The 21910-nt window shown below is 63.7% G+C and carries 23 protein-coding genes; 2 read left to right on the top strand and 21 right to left on the bottom strand.

The annotated features are described in order from the left end of the window. Positions 1-131: 131 nt before the first annotated feature. From EI983_RS06830 to EI983_RS06760, 15 genes are all read right to left on the bottom strand, one after another. On the bottom strand, positions 132-1349 hold the full coding sequence (locus EI983_RS06830; protein WP_198389419.1) for an NADH-quinone oxidoreductase subunit D: 1218 nt from the start codon (positions 1347-1349) through the stop codon (positions 132-134). A 115-nt stretch (positions 1350-1464) separates the two neighbouring features. Next, positions 1465-2073: an NADH-quinone oxidoreductase subunit C gene (locus EI983_RS06825; RefSeq protein ID WP_157706629.1), complete on the bottom strand. Its 609-nt coding sequence runs from the start codon at positions 2071-2073 to the stop codon at positions 1465-1467. 20 nt (positions 2074-2093) lie between these two features. After that, the gene (locus EI983_RS06820; protein WP_157706628.1) at positions 2094-2627 is read right to left on the bottom strand and encodes a NuoB/complex I 20 kDa subunit family protein; all 534 of its coding nucleotides are present in this window, start codon (positions 2625-2627) and stop codon (positions 2094-2096) included. Then, the gene (locus EI983_RS06815) at positions 2618-2983 is read right to left on the bottom strand and encodes an NADH-quinone oxidoreductase subunit A (protein ID WP_157706627.1); all 366 of its coding nucleotides are present in this window, start codon (positions 2981-2983) and stop codon (positions 2618-2620) included. Before EI983_RS06815 ends, EI983_RS06820 begins: the two co-directional genes overlap by 10 nt. 181 nt (positions 2984-3164) lie before the next feature. Further along, on the bottom strand, positions 3165-4214 hold the full coding sequence (locus tag EI983_RS06810) for a cobalamin-independent methionine synthase II family protein (RefSeq protein WP_157706626.1): 1050 nt from the start codon (positions 4212-4214) through the stop codon (positions 3165-3167). A gap of 23 nt (positions 4215-4237) precedes the next feature. Beyond that, complete coding sequence (locus EI983_RS06805) at positions 4238-4993, bottom strand: SDR family NAD(P)-dependent oxidoreductase (protein WP_157706625.1); 756 nt, start codon at positions 4991-4993, stop codon at positions 4238-4240. Between the two features lie 92 nt (positions 4994-5085). After that, entirely contained in the window at positions 5086-6315 is a 1230-nt protein-coding gene (locus EI983_RS06800) for a hypothetical protein (protein WP_157706624.1), read from the bottom strand. Positions 6316-6443: 128 nt separating this feature from the next. Beyond that, positions 6444-7220 (bottom strand): crotonase/enoyl-CoA hydratase family protein, encoded by a 777-nt coding sequence (locus EI983_RS06795; RefSeq protein WP_157706623.1) that lies wholly within the window; start codon positions 7218-7220, stop codon positions 6444-6446. A gap of 69 nt (positions 7221-7289) precedes the next feature. Then, positions 7290-8135: a hydroxymethylglutaryl-CoA lyase gene (locus EI983_RS06790; protein WP_157706622.1), complete on the bottom strand. Its 846-nt coding sequence runs from the start codon at positions 8133-8135 to the stop codon at positions 7290-7292. Continuing rightward, the gene (locus EI983_RS06785) at positions 8132-8797 is read right to left on the bottom strand and encodes a glutathione S-transferase family protein (protein ID WP_157706621.1); all 666 of its coding nucleotides are present in this window, start codon (positions 8795-8797) and stop codon (positions 8132-8134) included. Before EI983_RS06785 ends, EI983_RS06790 begins: the two co-directional genes overlap by 4 nt. Continuing rightward, positions 8794-9450, bottom strand: coding sequence for a glutathione S-transferase family protein (locus tag EI983_RS06780; RefSeq protein ID WP_157706620.1), 657 nt, complete (start codon positions 9448-9450; stop codon positions 8794-8796). Before EI983_RS06780 ends, EI983_RS06785 begins: the two co-directional genes overlap by 4 nt. Continuing rightward, on the bottom strand, positions 9447-11396 hold the full coding sequence (locus EI983_RS06775; protein WP_157706619.1) for an acetyl/propionyl/methylcrotonyl-CoA carboxylase subunit alpha: 1950 nt from the start codon (positions 11394-11396) through the stop codon (positions 9447-9449). Before EI983_RS06775 ends, EI983_RS06780 begins: the two co-directional genes overlap by 4 nt. Next, positions 11389-11901, bottom strand: coding sequence for an O-acetyl-ADP-ribose deacetylase (locus EI983_RS06770; protein WP_157706618.1), 513 nt, complete (start codon positions 11899-11901; stop codon positions 11389-11391). The genes EI983_RS06775 and EI983_RS06770 overlap by 8 nt, the downstream gene beginning before the upstream one ends. After that, the gene (locus EI983_RS06765; protein WP_198389387.1) at positions 11901-12344 is read right to left on the bottom strand and encodes a thermonuclease family protein; all 444 of its coding nucleotides are present in this window, start codon (positions 12342-12344) and stop codon (positions 11901-11903) included. Before EI983_RS06765 ends, EI983_RS06770 begins: the two co-directional genes overlap by 1 nt. A gap of 5 nt (positions 12345-12349) precedes the next feature. Further along, positions 12350-13954, bottom strand: a complete 1605-nt coding sequence (locus tag EI983_RS06760) for a carboxyl transferase domain-containing protein (RefSeq protein WP_157706617.1) — start codon at positions 13952-13954, stop codon at positions 12350-12352. Positions 13955-14111: 157 nt separating this feature from the next. On the opposite strand from EI983_RS06760, the gene EI983_RS06755 reads away from it, so the two are divergent. Then, positions 14112-14729 (top strand): OmpW/AlkL family protein, encoded by a 618-nt coding sequence (locus EI983_RS06755; RefSeq protein WP_157706616.1) that lies wholly within the window; start codon positions 14112-14114, stop codon positions 14727-14729. A gap of 71 nt (positions 14730-14800) precedes the next feature. Here EI983_RS06755 and EI983_RS06750 read toward each other — a convergent pair whose 3' ends face one another. From EI983_RS06750 to EI983_RS06735, 4 genes are read right to left on the bottom strand one after another with little or no spacing between them, the layout of a single operon-like run. Further along, positions 14801-16363 carry an AMP-binding protein gene (locus EI983_RS06750; protein ID WP_157706615.1) on the bottom strand — a complete coding sequence of 521 codons (1563 nt, stop codon included), beginning with the start codon at positions 16361-16363 and terminating at the stop codon, positions 14801-14803. Between the two features lie 3 nt (positions 16364-16366). After that, positions 16367-16837, bottom strand: coding sequence for a lysozyme inhibitor LprI family protein (locus tag EI983_RS06745; protein WP_157706614.1), 471 nt, complete (start codon positions 16835-16837; stop codon positions 16367-16369). A gap of 1 nt (position 16838) precedes the next feature. Beyond that, positions 16839-17216 carry a hypothetical protein gene (locus EI983_RS06740; protein WP_157706613.1) on the bottom strand — a complete coding sequence of 126 codons (378 nt, stop codon included), beginning with the start codon at positions 17214-17216 and terminating at the stop codon, positions 16839-16841. Then, the gene (locus tag EI983_RS06735; protein WP_157706612.1) at positions 17213-18376 is read right to left on the bottom strand and encodes an isovaleryl-CoA dehydrogenase; all 1164 of its coding nucleotides are present in this window, start codon (positions 18374-18376) and stop codon (positions 17213-17215) included. Before EI983_RS06735 ends, EI983_RS06740 begins: the two co-directional genes overlap by 4 nt. Before the next feature lie 218 nt (positions 18377-18594). On the opposite strand from EI983_RS06735, the gene EI983_RS06730 reads away from it, so the two are divergent. Further along, a complete protein-coding gene (locus EI983_RS06730; protein ID WP_157706611.1) occupies positions 18595-19827 on the top strand; it encodes a flavin monoamine oxidase family protein in 1233 nt (410 codons plus the stop codon). 77 nt (positions 19828-19904) lie between these two features. Here the strand turns inward: EI983_RS06730 and EI983_RS06725 are convergent, their stop codons facing one another. Further along, positions 19905-21098, bottom strand: coding sequence for a DegT/DnrJ/EryC1/StrS family aminotransferase (locus EI983_RS06725; protein ID WP_157706610.1), 1194 nt, complete (start codon positions 21096-21098; stop codon positions 19905-19907). A gap of 105 nt (positions 21099-21203) precedes the next feature. Then, positions 21204-21869, bottom strand: a complete 666-nt coding sequence (locus EI983_RS06720) for an HAD-IA family hydrolase (protein ID WP_157706609.1) — start codon at positions 21867-21869, stop codon at positions 21204-21206. Positions 21870-21910 lie beyond the last annotated feature (41 nt).

The following is a 21910-nucleotide window of genomic DNA, read 5'->3' as shown; positions in this document are numbered from 1 at the left end:
TGTGCGAAGCGCGAAAGGCGCGCCCAAAACAACATCATACCGGGCCACGTCCGCCTTATTTCTGACGGTTGCATGGCCCGCATCCCCGGCGCGTGCCCCCATCGGGATATTTCCCTGGCGGCGCCGCGACATCAGCGGTCAATCTCCCCGAAAACGACATCCATCGTCCCGATGATCGCCGCCACATCGGCAAGCTGGTGCCCGCCCGCGACATAGTCCATCGCTTGCAGGTGCAGATACCCCGGCGCCCGGATCTTGGCGCGATAGGGCCGGTTGGTGCCATCGGCCAAAAGGAAGACGCCGAACTCGCCCTTGGGCGCTTCGACAGCGGCATAAACCTCGCCCTCGGGCACGTGGAAGCCTTCGGTGTAAAGCTTGAAGTGATGGATCAGCGCTTCCATCGACTGTTTCATCTCGCCGCGTTTCGGCGGGGTGATCTTGCCACGGGCCAGCACATCGCCCTGCCCTTCGGGCGCGCGCAGCTTCTCGATCGCCTGATGGATGATCTTGAGCGATTGGCGCATCTCCTCCATCCGGCAGAGGTAGCGGTCATAGCAATCGCCGTTCTTGCCGACGGGGATTTGGAAGTCGAACTCGTCATAGCATTCATAGGGCTGCGCGCGGCGCAGATCCCAGGCCATGCCCGAGCCGCGTACCATCACGCCGGAAAACCCCCAATCGAGCGCGTCTTTTTCCGAAATCACGCCGATATCGGCGTTGCGCTGCTTGAAGATGCGGTTCTCGGTCAGAAGGCCGTCAAGGTCGTCGATCACCCTGGGGAATTCATTGGCCCAGGTCTCGATATCGTCGATCAGCTCGGGCGGCAGGTCCTGATGCACCCCGCCGGGGCGGAAATAGGCCGCGTGCAGGCGCGCGCCACAGGCCCGCTCATAGAACACCATCAGCTTTTCGCGCTCCTCAAAGCCCCAGAGCGGCGGGGTCAGAGCGCCCACATCCATCGCCTGCGTGGTGACGTTCAGGAGGTGGTTGAGAATGCGGCCGATCTCCGAGTAAAGCACCCGGATCAGGCTGCCCCGGCGCGGCACCTGCACGCCTGTCAGCTTTTCGATGGCCAGACACCAGGCATGTTCCTGGTTCATCGGCGCCACGTAATCAAGCCGGTCGAAATAGGGCAGGTTTTGCAGGTAGGTCCGGCTTTCCATCAGCTTTTCGGTGCCACGGTGCAGCAGGCCGATATGCGGGTCACAGCGCTCGACAATCTCGCCGTCCAGCTCCAGCACAAGACGCAGCACGCCGTGCGCGGCCGGGTGTTGCGGGCCGAAGTTGATGTTGAAGTTGCGGATCTTCTGCTCGCCCGTCTGGGCGTCGTCAAACTTGGAGCCGTCCATCATTTTGCGTCTCCTTCAGCAGCCGTTTGCCGCGCGGGCACAAATCTGCGCGTCAGCATCGGCAAAACAAACAGGGGGCCAAGAGCAGCCAGCAACAAAGCGTTCCAGAAGGTGATCATTTCGCCTCCTCCTTCTTCTCATCGCCGGGCAGGATGTATTCGGCCCCTTCCCAAGGCGACATGAAGTCAAACTGGCGGTATTCCTGCACCAGGCTCACCGGCTCATAAACGACGCGCTTTTGCACCTCGTCATAGCGCACTTCGGTATAGCCCGTGGTCGGGAAATCCTTGCGCAGCGGATAGCCGCGGAAGCCGTAATCGGTCAGGATGCGCCGCAGGTCCGGGTGGCCCGAGAAGAGGATGCCGAACATGTCGAACACCTCGCGCTCGAACCAGTTGGCCGAAGGGTGCACTTCGACAATCGAGGGAACCATGTCCTCCTCGCGGCAGGCCACACGCAGGCGGATGCGGTGGTTCTGATACATGCTGAGGAAGTGATACACCACGTCGAACCGCTTGGGCCGGTCGGGGTAATCCACCGCCGTAATGTCCACCAGCGTCGAGAATTTGCAGGTCTGATCCACCTTGAGGAACTCAACCAGCCCGACGATGTTGTTCAACGCGACATCGACGGTCAATTCCCCGTGGGCAACGGACCAGGCCAGCACGCAATCGGGGCGTTTCAGCTCGATATGGGTGCCTAGCTCCTGAAGGGCGTCGGTCATGTCTGTGTCTCCTCGCGCCTCTAGCGCACAATCGTCCCGGTGCGGCGGATTTTGCGCTGCAATTGCAGGATGCCGTAAACCAGCGCCTCCGCCGTGGGCGGGCAGCCGGGCACATAGACATCGACCGGCACGATCCGGTCACAGCCGCGCACCACCGAATAGCTGTAGTGATAATAGCCGCCGCCATTGGCGCAGGACCCCATCGAGATCACGTAGCGCGGCTCGGGCATCTGGTCATAGACCTTGCGCAGCGCAGGGGCCATCTTGTTGGTCAGCGTGCCCGCCACGATCATCAGGTCCGACTGACGCGGGGAGGCGCGCGGCGCTGTGCCGAAACGCTCAAGGTCATAGCGCGGCATGGCGGTGTGCATCATCTCGACGGCACAGCAGGCCAGCCCGAAGGTCATCCAGTGCAAGCTACCGGTGCGCGCCCAGTTGATGATGTCCTCCGTGGAGGTCAGCAGGAAGCCTTTGTCCTGCAGCTCACGGTTCAGCTCCTGCGTGGCGACCTCGCGGTCGGCGCCCGCATGGTTCGCGCCGGTGGCTACTCCCATTCCATTGCCCCCTTCTTCCATTCATAGGCAAAGCCCGCGGTCAGCACCGCGAGGAACACCATCATCGACCAGAACGCCGCCATGCTGACATCCTGGAACGCAACCGCCCAGGGAAAGAGCATCGCAATTTCAAGGTCGAAAATGATGAACAGGATCGAGACCAGATAGAACCGGACATCGAACTTCATCCGCGCGTCATCGAACGCGTTGAACCCGCATTCATAGGCGCTGACCTTTTCGGGGTCGGGGTTGCGGACGGCGAGGACCACGGCGGCGAGGATCAGCACGATCCCAAGCGCGATGGCCACGGCCAGGAACACGAGAATGGGAAGGTATTCTCTGAGCATCTCTTCCACGGTGAGGCTCCTTTCATGCGCGGGCAGACGGGGCGCATTGGATTGGCTCTTGTCAACTCTCTCAGGGTTTACCCCTGCCCTTTGAAAGGGTCAACCAGCGCCGGTGATATAAACATGAGTTCGGCGATGAAGAATTGACCGCCGACGCGCCACTGTCCTTGACCGATGTTAATAGCAGGTTTCAGACGGATCGGGCGGCGGTCGAGAGGTTGCGCAACTTGGTCATGGCCAGCTCCCGCCCCAAGAAACCAAGCCCGCAATCGGGTGCCGCGAGCAGACGCTCGGCCGGAATATGCTGCAGGATCTCCTGCATCCTGGTACGGATTTCCTCGACCGGCTCGACGCGGGACGAGGCCACGGTGACAAATCCCACGATCAACTGCGACGTTTTGAAACGCTCGAAGAGGTCGCCGGGATTGTAGCGATGCGCGTCTTCGATGGAAATCTGGTCGGTCACGCCGTCCACCGCCTCGGCAATCTGGGCATAGGCCTGCTGATCCGCCTTGGGATAATCGTCATCATCGAGATTGTTCGGGTAGCCGCAGCACATATGCACCACGCGCGTCACCTCGCCCGGCACGCCGTGAAAGCAACGCTCCAGCGTCTCGATCCCGTAAGCCAGCGCCTGATCGGGCTTGCGGGCAAAAATCGGCTCGTCCACCTGGATGAACCGACAGCCCGCCTCCGCCAGTGCCCGCACCTGCCCGTTCAGCGCATCCGACAGGTCGCGCGCAAGGGCGGCGTCATCATCATAGAACGCATCCGCCGTGGTGTCGGCGATGGTCATGGGCCCGGGAAGCGTGATCTTCACCGGCCGTCCCGCCGCCGCTTCGGCCACCTGCCAGTCGCGCACAAGGGTTGAGTTGTCCTGTCCGGTGATCTTGCCGCGAATGGTGGGCAGATCGACCGTGTAGGCCCCGTTGCGCATGACCGCACGCGTCAGGTTCTCGAAATCGAAGCCGGTGAAGTGGCGGCATTGGTAATGCACATAGTTTTCGCGCCGCTGTTCGCCATCGGTGGGGATATCGACACCACAGGCGATCTGATCGGCCACTGCCTCGGCCGTGGCGCGGTCGAAAAGATCCTGCGCTGCGCGCATCTTCTCGCGGGTCCAGCCCTGCGTGACCCTCTCGTTATAGTCCTCGGCGTCGTAATGCACTTGGAACCAGTCCTGAATGGGCAGGTAATCCGGCTTGGGGTAGGCCCCGATGCAGGTTGTTTTCAGCGGCATTTGGGGGCCTCATCTGTGATCTGTCAGAAGCGCAGCATCCACCGGGTCAGCCGCGGGAAAAGCCTGCCAAAAGACACATAAAGCCGCAAGATGAAAGGAGAGATCGCCTCGTGCCGCGGGTAATGCGCAAGATGGGTCAGCGCCTCTGCGCAGCGCTCGACGCTCAGGGTCGGGATCGTCCGGGTCAGCATCGGCATCTTGTCGAGAACGCCCGGGTTGTTGTCGAAATAGGCCGACGCGATCTTGCCGAAGATCACGTGGCAGCTCTGCACACCGGTGCCCGCCAGATCCTGTGAAAGCGCCTCGTGAAAGCCGCGCAGCGCCGCCCGCGCCGCGGTATAGCCCGCGCTGGAGGGCCAGGGCACCACGCAGGCGGGCGAATTCACATGAAGAATCACGCCGCTGCCGCGATCCAGCATGGCGCGCAGAAAGGCATGGGTGACGTTGAAGGCCGAAAAATAGGGCGCCTGCATCATTTCGATGGCTTCGGCGGGGGATGTGTCTTCGACGGTTTTCCACTGCCCCGCCCCGGCGCAATGCACGATCACATCCGGCACGCCTTCTTCGCGCAGGATGCGCTCGGCCATGGCCAGCACCTGCGCCCCGTCCGACGCATCGCAAGGCGCGGCCAGAGCGTTGACGCCGAGCTCTCCTACCAGATTGTCGAGCTTGTCGGTCGACCGGGCCACCAGCACCACCCTGGCGCCCTGACGGTGAAATGCGCGGGCAGCGGCGGCACCGACCCCGCTCGACGCGCCGGTGATCAGAACAAGTTTCATAAGCCTTCCCTCTTTGCGGGAAGGATGGCATCGCGGATCGTGAATGACAACAGCGGCCCGGTCTCACCCCGATACGGGTGCGTCCACGAGGCTCAGAACGTCACCTTGATCCCGGTGATCAGCGTGTGCGACGTGACCGAACGGTCGCCAACGAAGGTTGGCATGATCAATGGCACAAAGCCTTCGTCATAGAGATACTCCGCCCCGATGCTCACATTCTCATGGGCCTGCACTTCGAGCCCCAGAATGACCTGCTCCATGCGCTCCCATTCCGTGCCATTGGTGCCTTGCTCACCCCGGCTGGCGCTGACCGACCAGATCGCGGGTTTGCCAAACAACTCACTGCGATAGCGGCCCTGCAGGGTCAGCGCCGAGACGTGATGCCCGGTCGCGGCCCAGTCATGCATGGTGCGTGTGAACTCCGCCTGCACATCGAACGGACCGCGCGAATAGGTGGCGTTGATATCCCACGCCTCGTTCCAGTAGCGGTTGATGCCCACACCGGGCGGGTGATGCGCGATGACGCTGTCATAGATCGTCCCGCGCAGGAAACCCGCGCCCAGCCGCAGCGCGCCCCCCTGCCCCACCGGGAGAGTGTGGCTGGCATTGACCGCAAAGTTGCTCAGCGCCCCGTCATTCTTCGGGCTGCTGATCACACGGTTGCCGCGATGCGCGGGGATCAGGGTAAAGGAAAGCTCGGTCCGGTCGGTGACATACCCGATCTCCATGACCGGATCGTCCGACTGCGCCCAGAAATAATGGGTGCTGTGGGTGTGCGTGAAGGGCGCATAACTTTCGAACTGGCCGAAATTGATCGTCTTGCGCCCGGCGGCCACATAGACCGGAGACCGGTCAAGGTCGCCATAGGCCAGCCAGTATTTGCGCAGCTGCACATCGTCCTGCCCGGGATATTCCACCTCGGTGAACTCGCCCTGTGCGAAGGCCGTGAACATCGGCAGGGTCAGCGTGACATTGGCCGAGACCTCATTGACCACACCGAATATGTCCGAAGTGCCCTTGGTATGTGTAGGTGGCAGGCGTGACAGGATCGGGAATTTGCCGGGGGTGTCCGTTTCCTCGGCGATCACTGTCCCGACAAAACGCGCGCCGAAGTGCAGACCCGTCTCAGGCAACTCTCCGCGTTGGCGGGCACGCAAGGCTTCGGCGATTTTGCCGGTCACCTTGTTCTGGCGGTCGAACATGACCTCGGAATAGCGGACCGGACCAAAGCCCGGGCTAAACCCGTCCTGGGCCGCGGCAGGGCCGACCGCCGCCCCGAGGCAGGGCCCCAGTAGAGCGAGCGCGCAAATATGATTTTTCATGGCTTCCTCGGGGGGGACGCGGTGAGATTGATACGCGGCGCGGATGCACCAAATTTGATTAATTTGGTTTACGTCTCAATCGTTAATCAAAGGTAACGAAAATACCATCCCAATAAGGAAGCCGACACTCACCATTCAGGAGCACGTTTTTCAAAAAAGGCCGCGATGCCTTCCGCAGCCTCGTCACCCTCCCAGCAGCGGGCCAGTTCGGCAATCGTGTGGTCGATCACCTCTTCGTCGATCCGTGGCCCGAGGCTGCGCAAGAGCGCTTTGGCGCGCGCCACCGCCTGCGGCGCGCAGTCGAGATAGGGGGCGACCTCGGCCTCCACCGCGGCATCCAGTTCCTCCGAAGGTACGACGCGCGCCAGAAGGTTGAGCGTGACCGCTTCGGCGGCGGCAAAGCGGCGGGCGGACATGAAGACGCGGCGCGCCTTCGCCTCGCCCATGCGGGCACAGACATAGGGGCCGATCGTGGCCGGGATCAGGCCCAGCCGCGTTTCGGTCAGGCCCATCAGCAGCGTGTCGGCCCCGATTGCCACATCGCAGACCGATGCCAGACCGACCCCTCCGCCAAAGGCATTGCCCTGCACTCTGCCGATCAGCGGTTTTGGCAGGGTGTTGAGCGCCTGAAGCATATAAGCCAGCTTGGCCGCCTCGCGCGACCGCGTGTCGGGATCGGCCTCCATCTGCGCGCGCATCCAGCCGAGATCGCCGCCCGCGCAGAAGCTCTTGCCGCGCGAGGCCAGAACGACCACGCGCACTTTGGTATCCTGCCCCAGCGTGCCTGCCGCCTCCGTCAGCTCGGCGATCATCTGCGCCGACATTGCATTGTGCTTTTCCGGCCGGTCGAGCCAGAGCGTCGCCACCCCGCGCGCGTCCTGAACCACCTCAATCGTCTCGTACATCCTGTCCTCCATCGCCCAAATTTCTGACCCAGAAATTTGCCAAGAAAATGTAAATTTTCTTGTCCGCCCTCATCGCATCGCGCGGGCCATCTGCGCCGCCTCGCTCAGCACCGCGCGGTCCAGCCCGGTCTCATGGCCGAGCGCCGTCAGATGATCATGCACCGCTTCCGTGGCCACATTCCCTGCCGCGCCCGGCGCGTAGGGGCATCCACCCAACCCGCCGACCGCCGCGTCAAATACCCTGAGCCCCGCCTCCAGCGACACATCGATATTGCTGAGCGCCCGCCCTGCCGTGTCGTGGAAATGTCCGGCCAGGCGTTCCGCCGGAACACTCTGCGTCACCGCAGCAAGCATCGCCGCGACCGTCTCGGGCGTGCCCTGGCCGATCGTGTCACCCAGGCTGACCTCATAACAGCCCATGGCAAAGAGCCGTTCGGCCACAAAGGCCACCTGCCCCGGCGCGACTGGTCCGTCATAGGGGCAATCGGTCACGCAGGACACATAACCGCGCACCGGTATCTGCGCCGCTTTCGCCGCTTCCATCACCGGGTCGAACCGCTCCAGGCTCTCGGCAATCGTGGCGTTGATGTTGGCCCTGGAAAACCCTTCTGAGGCCGAGCCGAAAATCGCGACCTCATCGGCCCTTGCCGCCCGCGCGTCCTCGAACCCGCGCAGATTGGGCGTGAGTGCGGCATAGGACACCCCCGGCGCACGCGTGATCCCGGCAAGCACCTCGGCGGAGCTTGCCATCTGCGGCACCCATTTCGGGCTGACGAAACTGGCCACCTCGATGCGGCGAAATCCGGCGCGGCTCAGACAATCCACCAGCGCGATCTTCTCACTGGCCGGGATGTCGCGTGCCTCGTTCTGAAGCCCGTCACGCGGTCCGACCTCGAAAATCTCGACCGCGCTCATGCCCCCGCCTCCGGCACCGGATAGAAATCCTTGACGTAAAACTCCTGCTCGCCATCCCTGGTGCGGGCGCGCTGAAAGGCCGGGCGCGATTCGAGCCGGGCCGCGTAGGCCTGCAAGGCGGGATAGGGATCAAGCTTCACATAATAGGGTGCGGCGAAGATGTTGAACCCCATCATCGTGTCAGCCCCCGAGAACGCAGCGCCCAGAAGATAGTCCTGCCCCGCGAGCCGCCGCTCCAATCCTGCGAGCGTGGCCGCCAGCCGCGCGGTGGTCAGCTTGATCACCACCGGAGAGGCCTGGCTTGGGTCGCGCAGGAAAATATGCGACAGGTTCAGGTTCTCGATCAGGCTGGCCATGGTCTCGGCAAAGCCCAGCATTTCGAGGAACGCGGCGCGCTCCGGTGTGCCGGGTGCGGGGATCAGCCCCGCCCCGGGATGCGCCTCGCAAAGCCATTGCACGATCGCGCCGCTCTCGAACAGCACCTGCCCGTCCATCTCCAGCGCCGGGACGCGCCCAGCGGGAGATATGGCCAGAAACGCGGGGTCGCGCAGGCTGCCATCGGTGATCCGGTAATGCCTGATCTCACAATCGAGCCCCAGTTCTTCCAGCAACCACAGAATGCGGAAGGACCGGGAAAACGGAACATGGTGCAATGTGATCATGCGGGGCTCCTTTCAAGTTGGTTCAGATCGGGAGCGGTTGTTATCGCCTCCGGCCGCTGCGCCATGGTCTCGGCCCAGAGGGTCAGCGCCTCATATGTCCGCAACAGCGCCGCACCCTCGGGGACCTGGCGAAAATAATCCAGCATGGGCCAGAGCAGACAATCGGCCAGGGTCAGTTGCCCCGGGACAAGAACTTCGCCCTCGCCCGCGATCTCCTCCAGCGCGGCCAGCACCCGGGGCGCGGCGTCGAGCCCTGCCTGTGCGGCGGCGCCGTCCCGCTCTGCTTGAGACGCGAACAACGCATTCGACACGACCCCGCGCACCAACGGCCAATAGAGATAGGCATCGACGATCCCCATCACCTGCCGCATACGGGCCTTTGCTTCGGCCCTTTGCGGGGTCAGCGGCGGGCCGTCAAAGCCTGCCTCCACATAATCAAGAATGGCCTGCGTTTCCCACACATGAAACCCGCCATGGCGCAGGGCGGGCACACGGCCAAACGGATGCACCGCGCGCAGGGCCTCCGCGTCGCCGGGCGCGAAGGGATTGCATTCCTCATAACTGTAGCTCACCCCCTTGGCGGCCAGCGCCATGCGCGCCGCGCGCGTGTAGACGCTGAAGCCGTAGCCTGTGAGCGTCGGCTCCCCACTCATGCGGCGGCCTCTTCCTCGTCTTCCAGACGCACAAGGGCAGCCCCCGCGACCACCTGATCGCCCTCAGCCACCAGCACCTCGGCCACCACGCCGTCGCGCGCCGCCAGAAGCGAATGCTCCATCTTCATCGCCTCGAGCACGGCGAGCCTATCGCCCTTGGCCACGGCCATCCCCGGCGTGGCGGACAAGAGCTTCACAAGCCCCGGCATGGGCGCTTCGATCACCCCAGCGGCCTGCGCGCTCTGGGTATCGCGGGCCAGCGGGTCCACGGCTTCGAACCTGACCCCATGGTTTTCAAAGACCGTGATCACCGCACCGGCCTGTGCCAGCGCGGGGGCCTCCTGCCCGTTCAGGCGCCACCGGCCGGCCACCCGCCGCGCCTCGACACGCGCCTGACCGGCACAGACGTCATACGCGTCCGCGCCGAGGCAAATGACCGTCACGTCTATCTCTTCCTCGTCAAGGCGCAGTGCCACCTGCCGCCTGAGCGGCAACCAGAGCGTGAACCCGCCCTGCGGGCCGGGCGACCCAAGCACATCCAACGCCTTGAGCGCGGCAAGGGCCGTGGCCTCGGGCGTCACCTCGGGCGGCACCACGAGATCCTCAAGATCCCGGGCGATCAGTCCGGTATCCACATCCCCCGCCGCAAAGCCCTCATGCCGCGCCAAGGCGCCAAGAAAGGCGAGGTTGGTCACCGTGCCCGCCACCTCGCATTGCTCCAGCGCCGCGGCGAGCTGTTTCAGGGCGACCCCCCGGCTTGGCCCGTGGGTGATCAACTTGGCGATCATCGGATCGTAATAGGGGCTGATCTCATCGCCCGCCCGCACGCCGGTATCCGCGCGCGCGCCGTCCGGAAAGCGCAGATGCGTGAGCGTGCCTGTGGCGGGCAGAAAGCCTTTCGGCACATCCTCGGCATAAAGCCGCGCCTCGAACGCGTGGCCGGTGATGCTGAGTTCGTCTTGCCGCTTGGGCAGAGCCTCGCCAGAGGCCACGCGCAGTTGCCATTCGACAAGGTCCACGCCGGTGATGGCCTCGGTCACCGGATGCTCGACCTGAAGGCGCGTGTTCATCTCCATGAACCAGAACCCATCAGAGCGCAGCCCGTCCGAGCCATCCACGATGAACTCCACCGTACCGGCCCCCTTATAGCCGATTGCCTCCGCCGCGCGCACGGCCGCCTGCCCCATCGCGGCACGCATCTCTTCGGTCATGCCCGGCGCGGGGGCCTCTTCAATCACCTTCTGGTGACGGCGCTGGAGGGAACAATCGCGCTCGAAAAGATGCACGGCGCGCGCGCCATCGCCGAACACCTGAACCTCGATATGCCGGGGCTGCTGAACGAACTTCTCGATCAGCACCGCGTCATTGCCAAAGGCGGTCCTGGCCTCCCCCCGGGCAGAGGCAAGTGCGTCGGCAAAGCCCTTCGGGTCCTCGACCAAACGCATCCCCTTGCCGCCGCCGCCCGCCACGGCCTTGATCAGGACCGGATAGCCGATGGCCCCGGCCTGGTCCGCCAGAAACGCATCATCCTGGTTGTCGCCATGATAGCCGGGCACCACCGGCACGCCCGCCTTTTCCATCAGCGCCTTGGCGGCATCCTTCAGCCCCATCGCGCGGATCGCCTCGGCCGACGGGCCGATGAACACCAACCCCGCCGCCTCGACCGCCTCCACGAAATCCGGGTTCTCGCTCAGAAACCCATAGCCCGGATGGATCGCCTGCGCGCCTGTGGCCAGCGCCGCCTCGATCATCACCTCGCCGCGCAGATAGCTCTCTGCTGGGGCGGACGCTCCGATATGCACCGCGATATCCGCCATTTCCACATGGCGCGCCGCCCGGTCGGCATCGGAATAGACGGCCACCGTCTCCACCCCCATGCGCCGCGCCGTTTCGATCACGCGGCAGGCAATCTCGCCCCGGTTTGCCATCAGAATACGGTCAAACATGTTTGCGCTCCTGCAAGATTTTCTTCTCTGCATTCCTCAAGTGCCTTTCGGTTCGGGCATCCAAGGCAATCATAAAGACGTTGAGATCCGTTTCGTTAGACGTCGCGCGCATCGCGATTTGCGCTGCTTCTGCGTGCGGAAATCCATAAGCACCCGTGGAGATCGCCGGGAAGGCGATGCTGCCACACCCGTGACAGCGTGCCAAATCGAGGGAATTTCGATAGCAGTTTTCCAGAAGCTCTGCTTCTCCGCTCTCTCCCCCACGCCAAATAGGGCCGACGGTGTGGATCACAAATTTGGCAGGCATATTGTATGCAAGAGTGATTTTGGCCTCACCTGTGTTACAGCCTCCAAGGCCACGACATTCAGCGAGTAACTCCGGCCCGGCAGCGCGATGAATGGCCCCATCGACGCCACCTCCCCCGAGCAGAGACCGATTGGCCGCATTCACCACCGCATCAACTTTCATCTGCGTGATATCCGATCTGACAATCTCGAGGGCCATCAACGTAACCTCTCACACCAATCAATTCGCGCGCCGCCGTTATACGGCACGGCCAGCCCCTCGCGGATCAGCGTCTCGCCCACATCCTCGCCCTGCACGCTCAGCCGGATCAGCGGGCGGTTGTACTTGTCTTGCCCGACGCGGGTGATCTCAGCCCCGCCCCGTTTGACCAACTGCCGCAGCCGGTCCGTGGCCAGCGCCCCATGGGCGCGCTCTTCGTCACAGCGCGGCTCTTTCGTCTCGGCCGTGTCGAACCCTTGCAACCGCGCCGTCACCTCGGGTCGCCCATCGCAAGCCATGGCGATCGTGTCACCGTCGTAAACATAGGCCACACGGCAATCGGGGGCGGCGATGGCCTCTCGCCCGCCCTGACGCACGAGGTAGAGCCACGCCGCCACTGTCAGCGCCGTGAGAACCAGCGCCTTTGCCACGAGAAGCGCCACCGCCTTCACATCCGGAACACGCCGAAACGCGTGTCGTCTATCGGGGCGTTCAGCGCGGCGCGCAGGCTCAGGGCCAGCACATCTCGGCTCTTGCGCGGGTCGATAATCCCGTCATCCCAGAGCCGGGCAGAGGCATAAAGCGGATGGCTTTGCCGTTCGAACATCTCCACCGTAGGGCGCTTGAACTCCGCCTCCTCCTCGGCGGACCAGGTCCCGCCCTTGCGCTCGATCGCATCGCGCTTGACTGTGGCCAGCACCCCTGCCGCCTGCTCTCCGCCCATCACGCTGATCCGGCTGTTGGGCCAGGACCACAGGAAACGCGGCTGATAGGCGCGACCGGCCATGCCATAATTGCCCGCCCCGAAAGAGCCGCCCACCAGCATGGTGATCTTGGGCACCGAGGTGGTCGCCACCGCGGTCACCATCTTGGCCCCGTGCCGGGCGATGCCTTCATTCTCGTACTTCCGGCCCACCATGAAACCGGTGATGTTCTGAAGGAAAACAAGCGGTATTTTTCGCTGGCTGCACAGTTCGACGAAATGCGCACCCTTCTGGGCCGCTTCCGAGAACAGCACGCCATTATTGGCGATGATCCCGACAGGCATGCCTTCGACATGGGCAAAACCGGTCACAAGAGTTTCGCCAAACCGCGCCTTGAACTCGTCAAAGCGCGAGCCGTCGACCAGCCGCGCGATCACCTCGCGGATGTCATAAGGCGTGCGCAGATCGGCAGGCACCACGCCCAGAAGCTCCTCCGGATCGTAGGCAGGCGGCTCAGCGCTTTCCAGCGGTAGGGTGTGTGCTCTGCACGCACCGAGATTGCCCACCGCACGCCGCGCCAGCGCCAGCGCATGGGCGTCATCCTCGGCCAGGTAGTCCGCCACCCCCGAAAGACGCGTATGCACGTCGCCGCCGCCCAGATCCTCGGCACTCACCTCTTCGCCGGTTGCCGCCTTGACCAGCGGCGGACCAGCCAGAAAGATCGTGCCCTGCTCTTTCACGATGATCGTCACGTCAGACATGGCAGGCACATAGGCCCCGCCCGCTGTGCAGGACCCCATGACGACCGCGATCTGCGGAATGCCTTGCGCGCTCATCTGCGCCTGATTGTAGAAAATCCGGCCAAAATGGTCGCGGTCGGGGAAGACCTCATCCTGATTGGGCAGGTTCGCGCCGCCACTGTCCACCAGGTAAACACATGGCAGGCGGCATTCCTGCGCGATCTCCTGCGCGCGCAGATGCTTCTTGACCGTCATCGGATAATAGGTTCCGCCCTTCACCGTCGCGTCATTGCACACCACCACGCAGTCGCGCCCCATAACGCGCCCGATCCCGGCAATCACGCCCGCGCAGGGGGCCGCCCCGTCATACATGCCATGCGCAGCCGTGGTGCCCACCTCCAGAAAAGGCGAGCCCGGATCGAGCAGGCCCGCCACCCGGTCGCGCGGCAACATCTTGCCGCGACTCAGATGCCGCTCTCGCGCGGCCTCGCCACCCCCGGCCTGCGCCAGCTCGGCCGCCTCGCGCACCACCTCAAGCGCCTCCAGATGCGCCGCTTCATTTTTCCTGAATATCTCCGATCCAGGCAGGACCGCGCTTGTCAGTTTCATCTTATTTGTCCTTCTGAAAGGAGCGGCCAAGACCCCGCTGTGGCACACTTGCAACAACGTGCAAATGTCTCTCTCCCAGACCCCTCACTTGATTCATGTCAAAGCGGATTTCTGCATCGCGGCATAGACCGATCCCGTCAAAACTAGGAATGGACCAATGACCAAAACACGCACTCTGCTCACGCTCACCACTGCTCTCGCAGCTTTCGCCGCCCCGGCACTGGCGCAATCCAAAGGGGATATGCATCTCGGCATCGGTCTCGGATGGGTCAAGCCCGACAGCAGCTATTCCAACACAGCCGCAGGTCCGCTGCGCCCGAATGACGATGTCCGCCCGACCCTGACTTTCGAATACTTCATCGCCAACAATGTTGGCATCGAACTGCTCGCGGCCACGCCGTTTGAGCACAAGGTCGAGCTGCAGGGCGCGGGGGACGTGGTCAAGCTGAACCACCTGCCGCCCACCGTCTCGCTGCAATACCATTTCGACACCGGCTCGGGCTTCCGCCCCTTCCTGGGTGCTGGCCTGAACTACACCATGTTCTGGGATGAAACCGGCATTGGCGCCCTCGCAGGTGTGCCCGTATCGCTGGACGATAGCTGGGGGATTGCCCTGCACGCCGGTGTGGATTTCGACATCAGCGACAAATCCGCCTTGCGCATCGACGCGCGCTGGATCAACATCGAAACCGATGTGAAGGTGGGCGGAGCGCCGATCGGCAAGGTCAAGATCGACCCGGTCGTTCTGGGTGCGTCCTACATCTTCAAATTCTGACGCAACGCCGTCGAGGGACAGAGATAGGAACGGGCCGGGGGCAACTCCGGCCCTTTTCTTATGCGGGCCGGTCATACCTCGCCCTCCGAGGCCGCGCGGGCCTTCAGCTCTTTGCGGATCACTTTACCCGTAACCGTCATGGGCAGCGCGTCAAGAAAGGCGATTTCCCTTGGATATGAATACTTTGCAAGCCGTTCCTGAACATGACTTTGCATGTCCCGGGCAAGTGCGTCGCTGGGGTCAAATCCGGGTTTGAGCACCACATAGGCCTTGACGATCTCGGCGCGCAGCGGGTCCGGCTTGCCCACGACACCCACGGTCGCGACCGCCTCGTGCTGCAGCAGGCAATCCTCGATCTCCGCCGGACCGATGCGGTAGCCTGCGGAGGTGATCACATCGTCCTCCCGCCCGACAAAGCGCAGGAATGCGCCATCCCAGACGCCCCTGTCCCCGGTCAGCATCCATTCGCCCTTGAACTTCTCGGCGGTCTGTTCGGGACGGTTCCAGTATTCCAGCATCATCGAGGCCGATCCGCGCCTGACGGCCACATCCCCCTCGCCATACGTCGGCTGGCCCGCCTCATCCAGCACAGCCACCTCATGCCCGGGCACCACGCGCCCGATACAGCCGGGCTTGGGGTCGAAAAGCTCGTTGCACGAGCAGGCCACCAGATTGCATTCCGTCTGGCCATAGAATTCGTTGATGGTCAGCCCGAACGCCTCACGGCCCCAGTCCAGCATCTCGGCGCCCAGCGGCTCGCCGCCGCTGCCGATGCTGCGCAGACCCGGAATGTGGGCGCCCTCCGCCTTCAGCATCCGCAAGGCGGTCGGTGGAAAAAACACATTCCGAACAGAGGCTTCCCGGATGATCCTGATACATTCTTCGACATTGAACTTGGCCATGCGCGCCGCCACCACCGGCACCCCCAACGCAAGGCCCGGCATCATGATGTTGAACAGCCCGCCGATCCAGGCCCAGTCGGCAGGCGTCCAGAGGCAATCGCCCTCCTGCCCCAGGAAACCGCAGAAAAGTTCAGTCCCCGGCATGTGCCCGGTCAGGACGCGATGGCCGTGCAGCGCCCCCTTGGGGCTGCCGGTCGTGCCGCTCGTGTAGATCAAAACAGCCGGGGTTTCGGGACCTGTCTCAGCCGTCTCGAACCGGCCTTCGGGCAGAGTTTCATCCTCGGGCACAAGGGCTTCGACCTCGGGCAGCGCCTTGAGCATACCCACGCCATCGGCATCGGTCACGATGATCCGCGCGCCCGCGTCCCGGACCCTGCTGGTCAGCGCATCCTGCATGAAGAGTTTGAACAAAGGTATTGAAATCGCGCCGATTTTCCAGATCGCGATATGCGCCGCCGCACACCAGGGCGATTGCGACCGCAACACACCCACCCGGTCCCCGCGCTGCACCCCCCGCGCCGCAAGGGCCAGTGCCAGACTGTCTGCCATGGCCCGCAATTGGCCATAGCTCACATCGCGCCGCGCCCCGCCTGTCAGATCAATGATCGCTATGCGCTCCGGCTCTGCCTCGGCCCAGACATCACAGACCTGTTCGGCCATGTTCAGCCGCTCCGGCAAATCCCAGGAAAACCCGGCGCAAAGCGCTTCATATGTCTGGGTCCGTGTCAGCATGGCTCAGTTCCGGCTCCGCTCTTCGAGATAGAGCGCCTGGCGGGCGGTCTCGTCCATCAGGCACCAGATCGTCGCGGGGCCCGCGCCCGTGCCAGCGCCCCATTCCGTCGCCACGAATTCGCATTTCGCATCGCGAAAGGGAATCCAGGCGCGCTGCATCTCTTTCAGCGCCTCCTCCTGCGGCGGTGCATAATCCGCCGTGTCTGCATCGAAGGCGCGCGCCCGCTCCCGCATCAGTTGATAATTGCGGTTCAGCCGCTCATCCCACCAGTCCAGTTCAAGCTCGGTGCAGATGCTCATCCCGTTGGTGGAGTATCCGCCCGGGCTCGACTCCATGCAGGAATTCGCGGCCAGCCCGACACAGGCCATTCCGCCATCACCTGCGGCGCAATCAGCGGTCGGAGAGATGTCAAACTCGATCTGCTGCGCGCTCAGCAATGAGGGCAACAGGACGAGGCACGCGGCAAGGCGCATTTCAGTCGCCCCCGGTCAGGGCCTCGGCCCATTGCGCGGCGCTCAGCCCCTGCCCCGAGCGGATCAGAGCATGGCCCCGCAGGACCACGGCGCAGGCGCTGTCCATCTTGCCGTCGCAGACCTTCATCTCTTCGGCTTCGACCCGCGACTGGGCCGCGTCAAACCCGTCGCGCAGAGCCTGAAGGCAGCTTTCGAACACTCCGGCCTTTGCGCGGCACTCTTCCACGGCGGCCACAATGCACGCATCCTGCGCCGTTGCATCGCCCGGTGCGCCCGCCATGCAGCTCAGCGCGCCCGCAACATAGGGGTCATAGGCGCTGTCCCCGGCAAAAGTCGGCCCGGCCAACGCCAGCGCGGTCAGTGCAATCAGATGTTTCATGTCATCGCTCCCATCAATTCACGTCCCACCAGCATACGCCGAATTTCCGAGGTGCCGGCCCCTATTTCCATCAGCTTCGCATCACGGAAGAGTCGCGCGACGGGCGCATCCGCCAGGAACCCCGCCCCGCCCATTGCCTGCACCGCCTGATGCGCCTGCACCATGGCCTGCTCGGAGGCGTAAAGGCAGCAGGCGGCGGCATCCTGCCGGGTCACATCCCCCCGGTCGCAGGCCTTCGCCACCTCATAGACATAGGCCCGTGCCGAGTTCATCGCCGTGTACATGTCGGCGATCTTGCCCTGCATCAGCTGGAACGACCCGACGGGTTGCCCGAATTGCTTGCGCTCGGCCATGTAGGGCATGATCTCGTCCATGCAGGCGGCCATGATCCCGGGGCCGATCCCGGCCAGCACGACGCGTTCGTAATCGAGCCCCGACATGAGCACGCGCACGCCCTTGCCTTCCTCGCCCAGGACGTTCTCGAAGGGCACTTCAACATCGTCGAAAATCAGCTCGGCCGTGTTCGAGCCGCGCATCCCCAGCTTGTCGAAATGCGGGCTGGTCGAGAAACCGGCCATATCCTTCTCGATCAGAAAGGCGGTGATGCCCTTGGCGCCTGCGTCGGGATCGGTCTTGGCATAGACCACCAGCGTATCGGCATCGGGGCCATTGGTGATCCAGTATTTATTGCCGGTCAGGCGGTAGTGATCATTGCGCTTCTCGGCCTTGAGCTTCATCGAGACGACATCGCTGCCCGCGCCCGCCTCGGACATGGCAAGCGCGCCGACATGCGCGCCCGACACAAGGCCGGGAAGGTATTTCTGCTTTTGCGCCTCGGTCCCGTTGAGCTTGATCTGATTGACGCAAAGATTGGAATGCGCGCCATAGCTGAGCGAGACCGACGCGCTGGCACGCGCAATCTCCTCCACCGCGATGACATGCGCCAGATAGCCCATGCCCGCCCCGCCGTATTCTTCCGGCACCGTGATGCCCAGAAGGCCCAGCTCGCCCATCTCGCGCCAGAGCTCATTGGGAAAGGCGTTGGAGCTGTCGACCTCTGCGGCGATCGGCTTCACCCGCTCCTGCGCCCAGCGATGCACCATATCGCGCAGTGCATTCACATCCTCGCCCAGGTCAAACTGCATGGCGGCGTTGAACATCGGCTGTCTCCGGCATTTTATTGAACACTTGTTCATTTATAGGCACGACTCCCGAGTCGGGTCAATCCCCGTGCGGGTCCGGCGCCCGCTGCATCGCACCGCCGGGATCAACGCTTGCCTTGCGAGGCAATCCGGGAGTTAACTCAATCATGGTCCGGATGAATTGGCGGACCGGAAGACATTTGCACCACTCGGCTTTCATCAAAAAGGACAGACAAATGCAGGACGTGGATGTTGTGATCATAGGCGCCGGGGCCGCTGGGCTGGCGGCGGCCAAGACGCTCCGGGCGGCTGGCAAGAGTTTCCGGCTGATCGAGGCGCGTGACCGGATCGGCGGGCGCGCCTGGACCACAGACACGGATTTTGGCGTTCCCTTCGATATCGGCTGCGCCTGGCTGCACGCCGCCGATCGCAACCCGTTTTACCCCGAGGCGCAGGCGGCGGGCTGGACGCTCTATCACCACGATGCCGGGCTCGACCATCTCTGGTTCGGGACCACGCGGGCCAGCGATGCGGATATGGCGCGCCTGGCCGTGGCGGACGAAGCCTTGCGGGAGGCAATCGAAGCCCATGCCGACCCTGACGACCGGCTGAGCGATCTGATCGGGAACTGCCACTTCCTGCGTGCGAATGCCACCTATGCCGGGCCGATGGACTTCGCCCGCGACGCCGATGAGATCTCCATCGCCGATTACCAGTCCGCCGAATGCCTCGATCCCAATTATTTCACGCTCGAAGGGTTCGGTGCGCTGATCCACCGCTGGGGTGCCGATGTGCCGGTGACGCTGAACTGCCCTGCGCGCTTGCTGCGCTGGGACGGGCCCGGCGTCGCGGTGGAAACAGATCAGGGCACGATCCGGGCCCATGCGGCCATCGTCACCATTCCCACGGGCGCTTTGGCGTTCGACGCGCTGCGCTTCGCGCCCGAACTGCCGCTGTCCCACCGCGCGGCGATCTTTGATCTTCCCATGGGCCTGCTGACCAAGATCCCCCTTCAGGTCACCGGAACCCGTTTCGACCTTAACCCCTTTGACGATCTGCTGATCGAAGGGTTGGCCAAGCATGACCTTTATTTCCTGTGCTTTCCCTTCGATCTCGACCTCATGGTCGGCTTCGTCGGCGGTGATTTCGCATGGGAGCTGGAAGCCGCGGGGGAAGAGGCCGGGGTCGATTACGTCACCGGCAAACTTGTGTCGATCTTCGGCAGTGACACGCGCAAGCATGTCCGCAAGGGCATGATGACCAACTGGGCCGGAGACCGCTGGGCGCGCGGCGCCTATGCCGCGGCCCGTCCCGGCAAAGCCGATGCACGTTCGACACTGGCCGAGCCTGTGGCCGACCGCATCTGGTTTGCGGGCGAGGCCCTGGGCGGCGGGCTAAAGCAGACAGCGGCGGGCGCGCGGATCTCGGGCGAGACGATGGGCAAGGCGGTGGCCGCGCATCTTGGCTGAACGGCGCGATTGCCTGGCGTTGCGGAAACGGGTCCCGCCACGGCAGGTGCGCATCTCGGCCTCAACCTCTTCGCGCGTCATCCACTCTGATAGACCGCCCCCACCTCGGCCCGGATGATCCGTGCGATCTGGGCGCAATCCTCAAGGCTGAAGGTGAGCGGCAGACGCATATCGACAATGCCACGCAGGATACGGTCGGAAACCGGCATCCGCTCGGACGGCGCATAGCGCCAGCTGTCATAGCGGCTGGTGAAGCCCGACGGCTCCGAGCCGCCGAACCATTTCAACTCCACCCCGCGTCCCTTGCAGCGGGACAGCACATCATTCACCGCCTCCGTGCTCCAGTCCAGCAGCAGGAACTGAATGGACGACCCGACATACTGCTCCGCCTCGGGGCGTTCGACAACGGTCAGCCCGGGCGTTCCGCGCAAGCCATCCTCGACCACGCGATAACGCGCATTCCATGCCTCGCATTGCCGGTCGAGCACCCTGAGTTGCGGGCGCAGGATCGCCGCGCGCAGATGGTCCATCCGGCCGGAGACATTCGGCGTATCGTATTTGACCCGCTCGAACACCTCCGCAGGCGGGACCGTGCCATTCCGCCCATAGAGCATATAGGACCCCGACAGGATCACCGCGCGCGCCATGATCTCGTCATCATCGGTGACGAGGAACCCGCCCTCGCCCGAATTCATATGCTTGTAGGTCTGCGTCGAATAGCACCCGATGAGCCCGTCGCGCCCCGAGGGCCGCCCCTTCCAGGCCGCGCCCATCGTATGTGCGCAATCCTCGATCAGGGTCAGCCCCTGCGCCGCGCAAATATCCAGCAGCCGGTCCATATCCGCCAGATGCCCGCGCATATGGCTGAGCATCAAGATGTCAGCCTCGCCTGCCTTGGCCACGAGGTCATCGAGATCAATCGTCAGATTCTCCGTGACGCCAACAAACACGGGAACCGCTCCGACGCTTGCAATCGCCCCCGGCACAGGGGCCAGGGTGAACGCATTGGTCAGAACCTTCTGGCCGTGCCTGACCCCCATGGCCCGCAGCGCCGTGGCCAAAGCATACCCGCCCGACGCCACGGCCAGCGCGTATTTCGCGCCCACATAGGCCGCGAACTCCTGCTCCAGCAGCGCGGTCTCGCCCGGGTCGCCCCCGACGAGGTTGTAGCGGTGCAGCCGCCCGCTGCGCATCACCTCCAGCGCGGCCTCGATCCCCTCGTCTGGGATCGGCTCCTGCTGGGTGAAATTCCCTTTGAAGATCTCTGTCATATCAAAACTCTGCCTATCGGGTGTGGCAAGGTCAATGGGACCACACCATACCGCCCGCTTCGATCAGGAAATCCGCAAACACCCTGCATCAAAACCGAAACTTGCTTAGCCGATCAATTCCCGGACGACATCATCCAGGGCATCGTAATGGTCGATCAGCGCCTCAGGCTCCAGTGCCTCGACGCCGCGCCCATTTGGCCCGAACGTCACCAGAACCGATGGCACACCCGCGGCTCTGGCGGTGCTGCGGTCGGTCAGCGTATCGCCCACCAGGAGGCATCTCTCGGGGTGTCCGCCAGCGCGCCGGGCGGCCTCGCGCAGAGGTTCCGGGTCAGGCTTGCGTACCGGCAATGTATCGGCCCCGATCAGACTGCCGAAGGCGTCCAGCACGCCCAGGCTGTTCAGAAGCTGCCGGGCCAGCGCCTCGGGTTTATTGGTGCAGATCGCCACGCGATACCCGTCCTGTTTGAGCCGCTCCACCGCGTCCATCGCGCCGGGATAAAGCGTGGTGTAGGTGTCTATCGCGCCGCCATATGCCTTCAGAAGTACGGGATAATAGGCATCCACCGTCGCCGTCTCGCCCGAACGGCCCAGCCGGTCCAGCCCCAGGTTGAGCATCGCCCGCCCGCCATGCAGCGCGGTGGAGGCGTCATGCACAGGGTCCAGCAGATCCCCCTCGCCCATTTCCCGGAAACAGGCATTGGCCGCGGCGATCAGATCACCGCTTGTGTCCGCCAGCGTGCCATCAAGATCAAACACCACTGTTTTCATCGGCTTATCCTGCTCCCCCGCTTCTTCACGGCGCAAATCCG

The organism is Roseovarius faecimaris (assembly GCF_009762325.1).
Taxonomy (GTDB): Bacteria; Pseudomonadota; Alphaproteobacteria; order Rhodobacterales; family Rhodobacteraceae; genus Roseovarius; species Roseovarius faecimaris.
The sequence above is the reverse complement of the archived record's forward strand: the minus strand, read 5'-3'. Positions and strand labels throughout refer to the sequence as shown.

Coding starts and splice junctions, on each gene's coding strand:
- EI983_RS06745 (WP_157706614.1), bottom strand. CDS start 16,837: ATGCGCCTTGCCGCGTGCCTCGTCCTGTTGCCCTCATTGCTGAGCGCG.
- EI983_RS06830 (WP_198389419.1), bottom strand. CDS start 1,349: ATGGACGGCTCCAAGTTTGACGACGCCCAGACGGGCGAGCAGAAGATC.
- EI983_RS06770 (WP_157706618.1), bottom strand. CDS start 11,901: ATGGCCCTCGAGATTGTCAGATCGGATATCACGCAGATGAAAGTTGAT.
- EI983_RS06775 (WP_157706619.1), bottom strand. CDS start 11,396: ATGTTTGACCGTATTCTGATGGCAAACCGGGGCGAGATTGCCTGCCGC.
- EI983_RS06760 (WP_157706617.1), bottom strand. CDS start 13,954: ATGAAACTGACAAGCGCGGTCCTGCCTGGATCGGAGATATTCAGGAAA.
- EI983_RS06825 (WP_157706629.1), bottom strand. CDS start 2,073: ATGACCGACGCCCTTCAGGAGCTAGGCACCCATATCGAGCTGAAACGC.
- EI983_RS06800 (WP_157706624.1), bottom strand. CDS start 6,315: ATGAAAAATCATATTTGCGCGCTCGCTCTACTGGGGCCCTGCCTCGGG.
- EI983_RS06755 (WP_157706616.1), top strand. CDS start 14,112: ATGACCAAAACACGCACTCTGCTCACGCTCACCACTGCTCTCGCAGCT.
- EI983_RS06820 (WP_157706628.1), bottom strand. CDS start 2,627: ATGGGAGTAGCCACCGGCGCGAACCATGCGGGCGCCGACCGCGAGGTC.
- EI983_RS06750 (WP_157706615.1), bottom strand. CDS start 16,363: ATGCTGACACGGACCCAGACATATGAAGCGCTTTGCGCCGGGTTTTCC.
- EI983_RS06740 (WP_157706613.1), bottom strand. CDS start 17,216: ATGAAACATCTGATTGCACTGACCGCGCTGGCGTTGGCCGGGCCGACT.
- EI983_RS06810 (WP_157706626.1), bottom strand. CDS start 4,214: ATGCCGCTGAAAACAACCTGCATCGGGGCCTACCCCAAGCCGGATTAC.
- EI983_RS06735 (WP_157706612.1), bottom strand. CDS start 18,376: ATGTTCAACGCCGCCATGCAGTTTGACCTGGGCGAGGATGTGAATGCA.
- EI983_RS06730 (WP_157706611.1), top strand. CDS start 18,595: ATGCAGGACGTGGATGTTGTGATCATAGGCGCCGGGGCCGCTGGGCTG.
- EI983_RS06780 (WP_157706620.1), bottom strand. CDS start 9,450: ATGAGTGGGGAGCCGACGCTCACAGGCTACGGCTTCAGCGTCTACACG.
- EI983_RS06725 (WP_157706610.1), bottom strand. CDS start 21,098: ATGACAGAGATCTTCAAAGGGAATTTCACCCAGCAGGAGCCGATCCCA.
- EI983_RS06795 (WP_157706623.1), bottom strand. CDS start 7,220: ATGTACGAGACGATTGAGGTGGTTCAGGACGCGCGCGGGGTGGCGACG.
- EI983_RS06720 (WP_157706609.1), bottom strand. CDS start 21,869: ATGAAAACAGTGGTGTTTGATCTTGATGGCACGCTGGCGGACACAAGC.
- EI983_RS06790 (WP_157706622.1), bottom strand. CDS start 8,135: ATGAGCGCGGTCGAGATTTTCGAGGTCGGACCGCGTGACGGGCTTCAG.
- EI983_RS06805 (WP_157706625.1), bottom strand. CDS start 4,993: ATGAAACTTGTTCTGATCACCGGCGCGTCGAGCGGGGTCGGTGCCGCC.
- EI983_RS06785 (WP_157706621.1), bottom strand. CDS start 8,797: ATGATCACATTGCACCATGTTCCGTTTTCCCGGTCCTTCCGCATTCTG.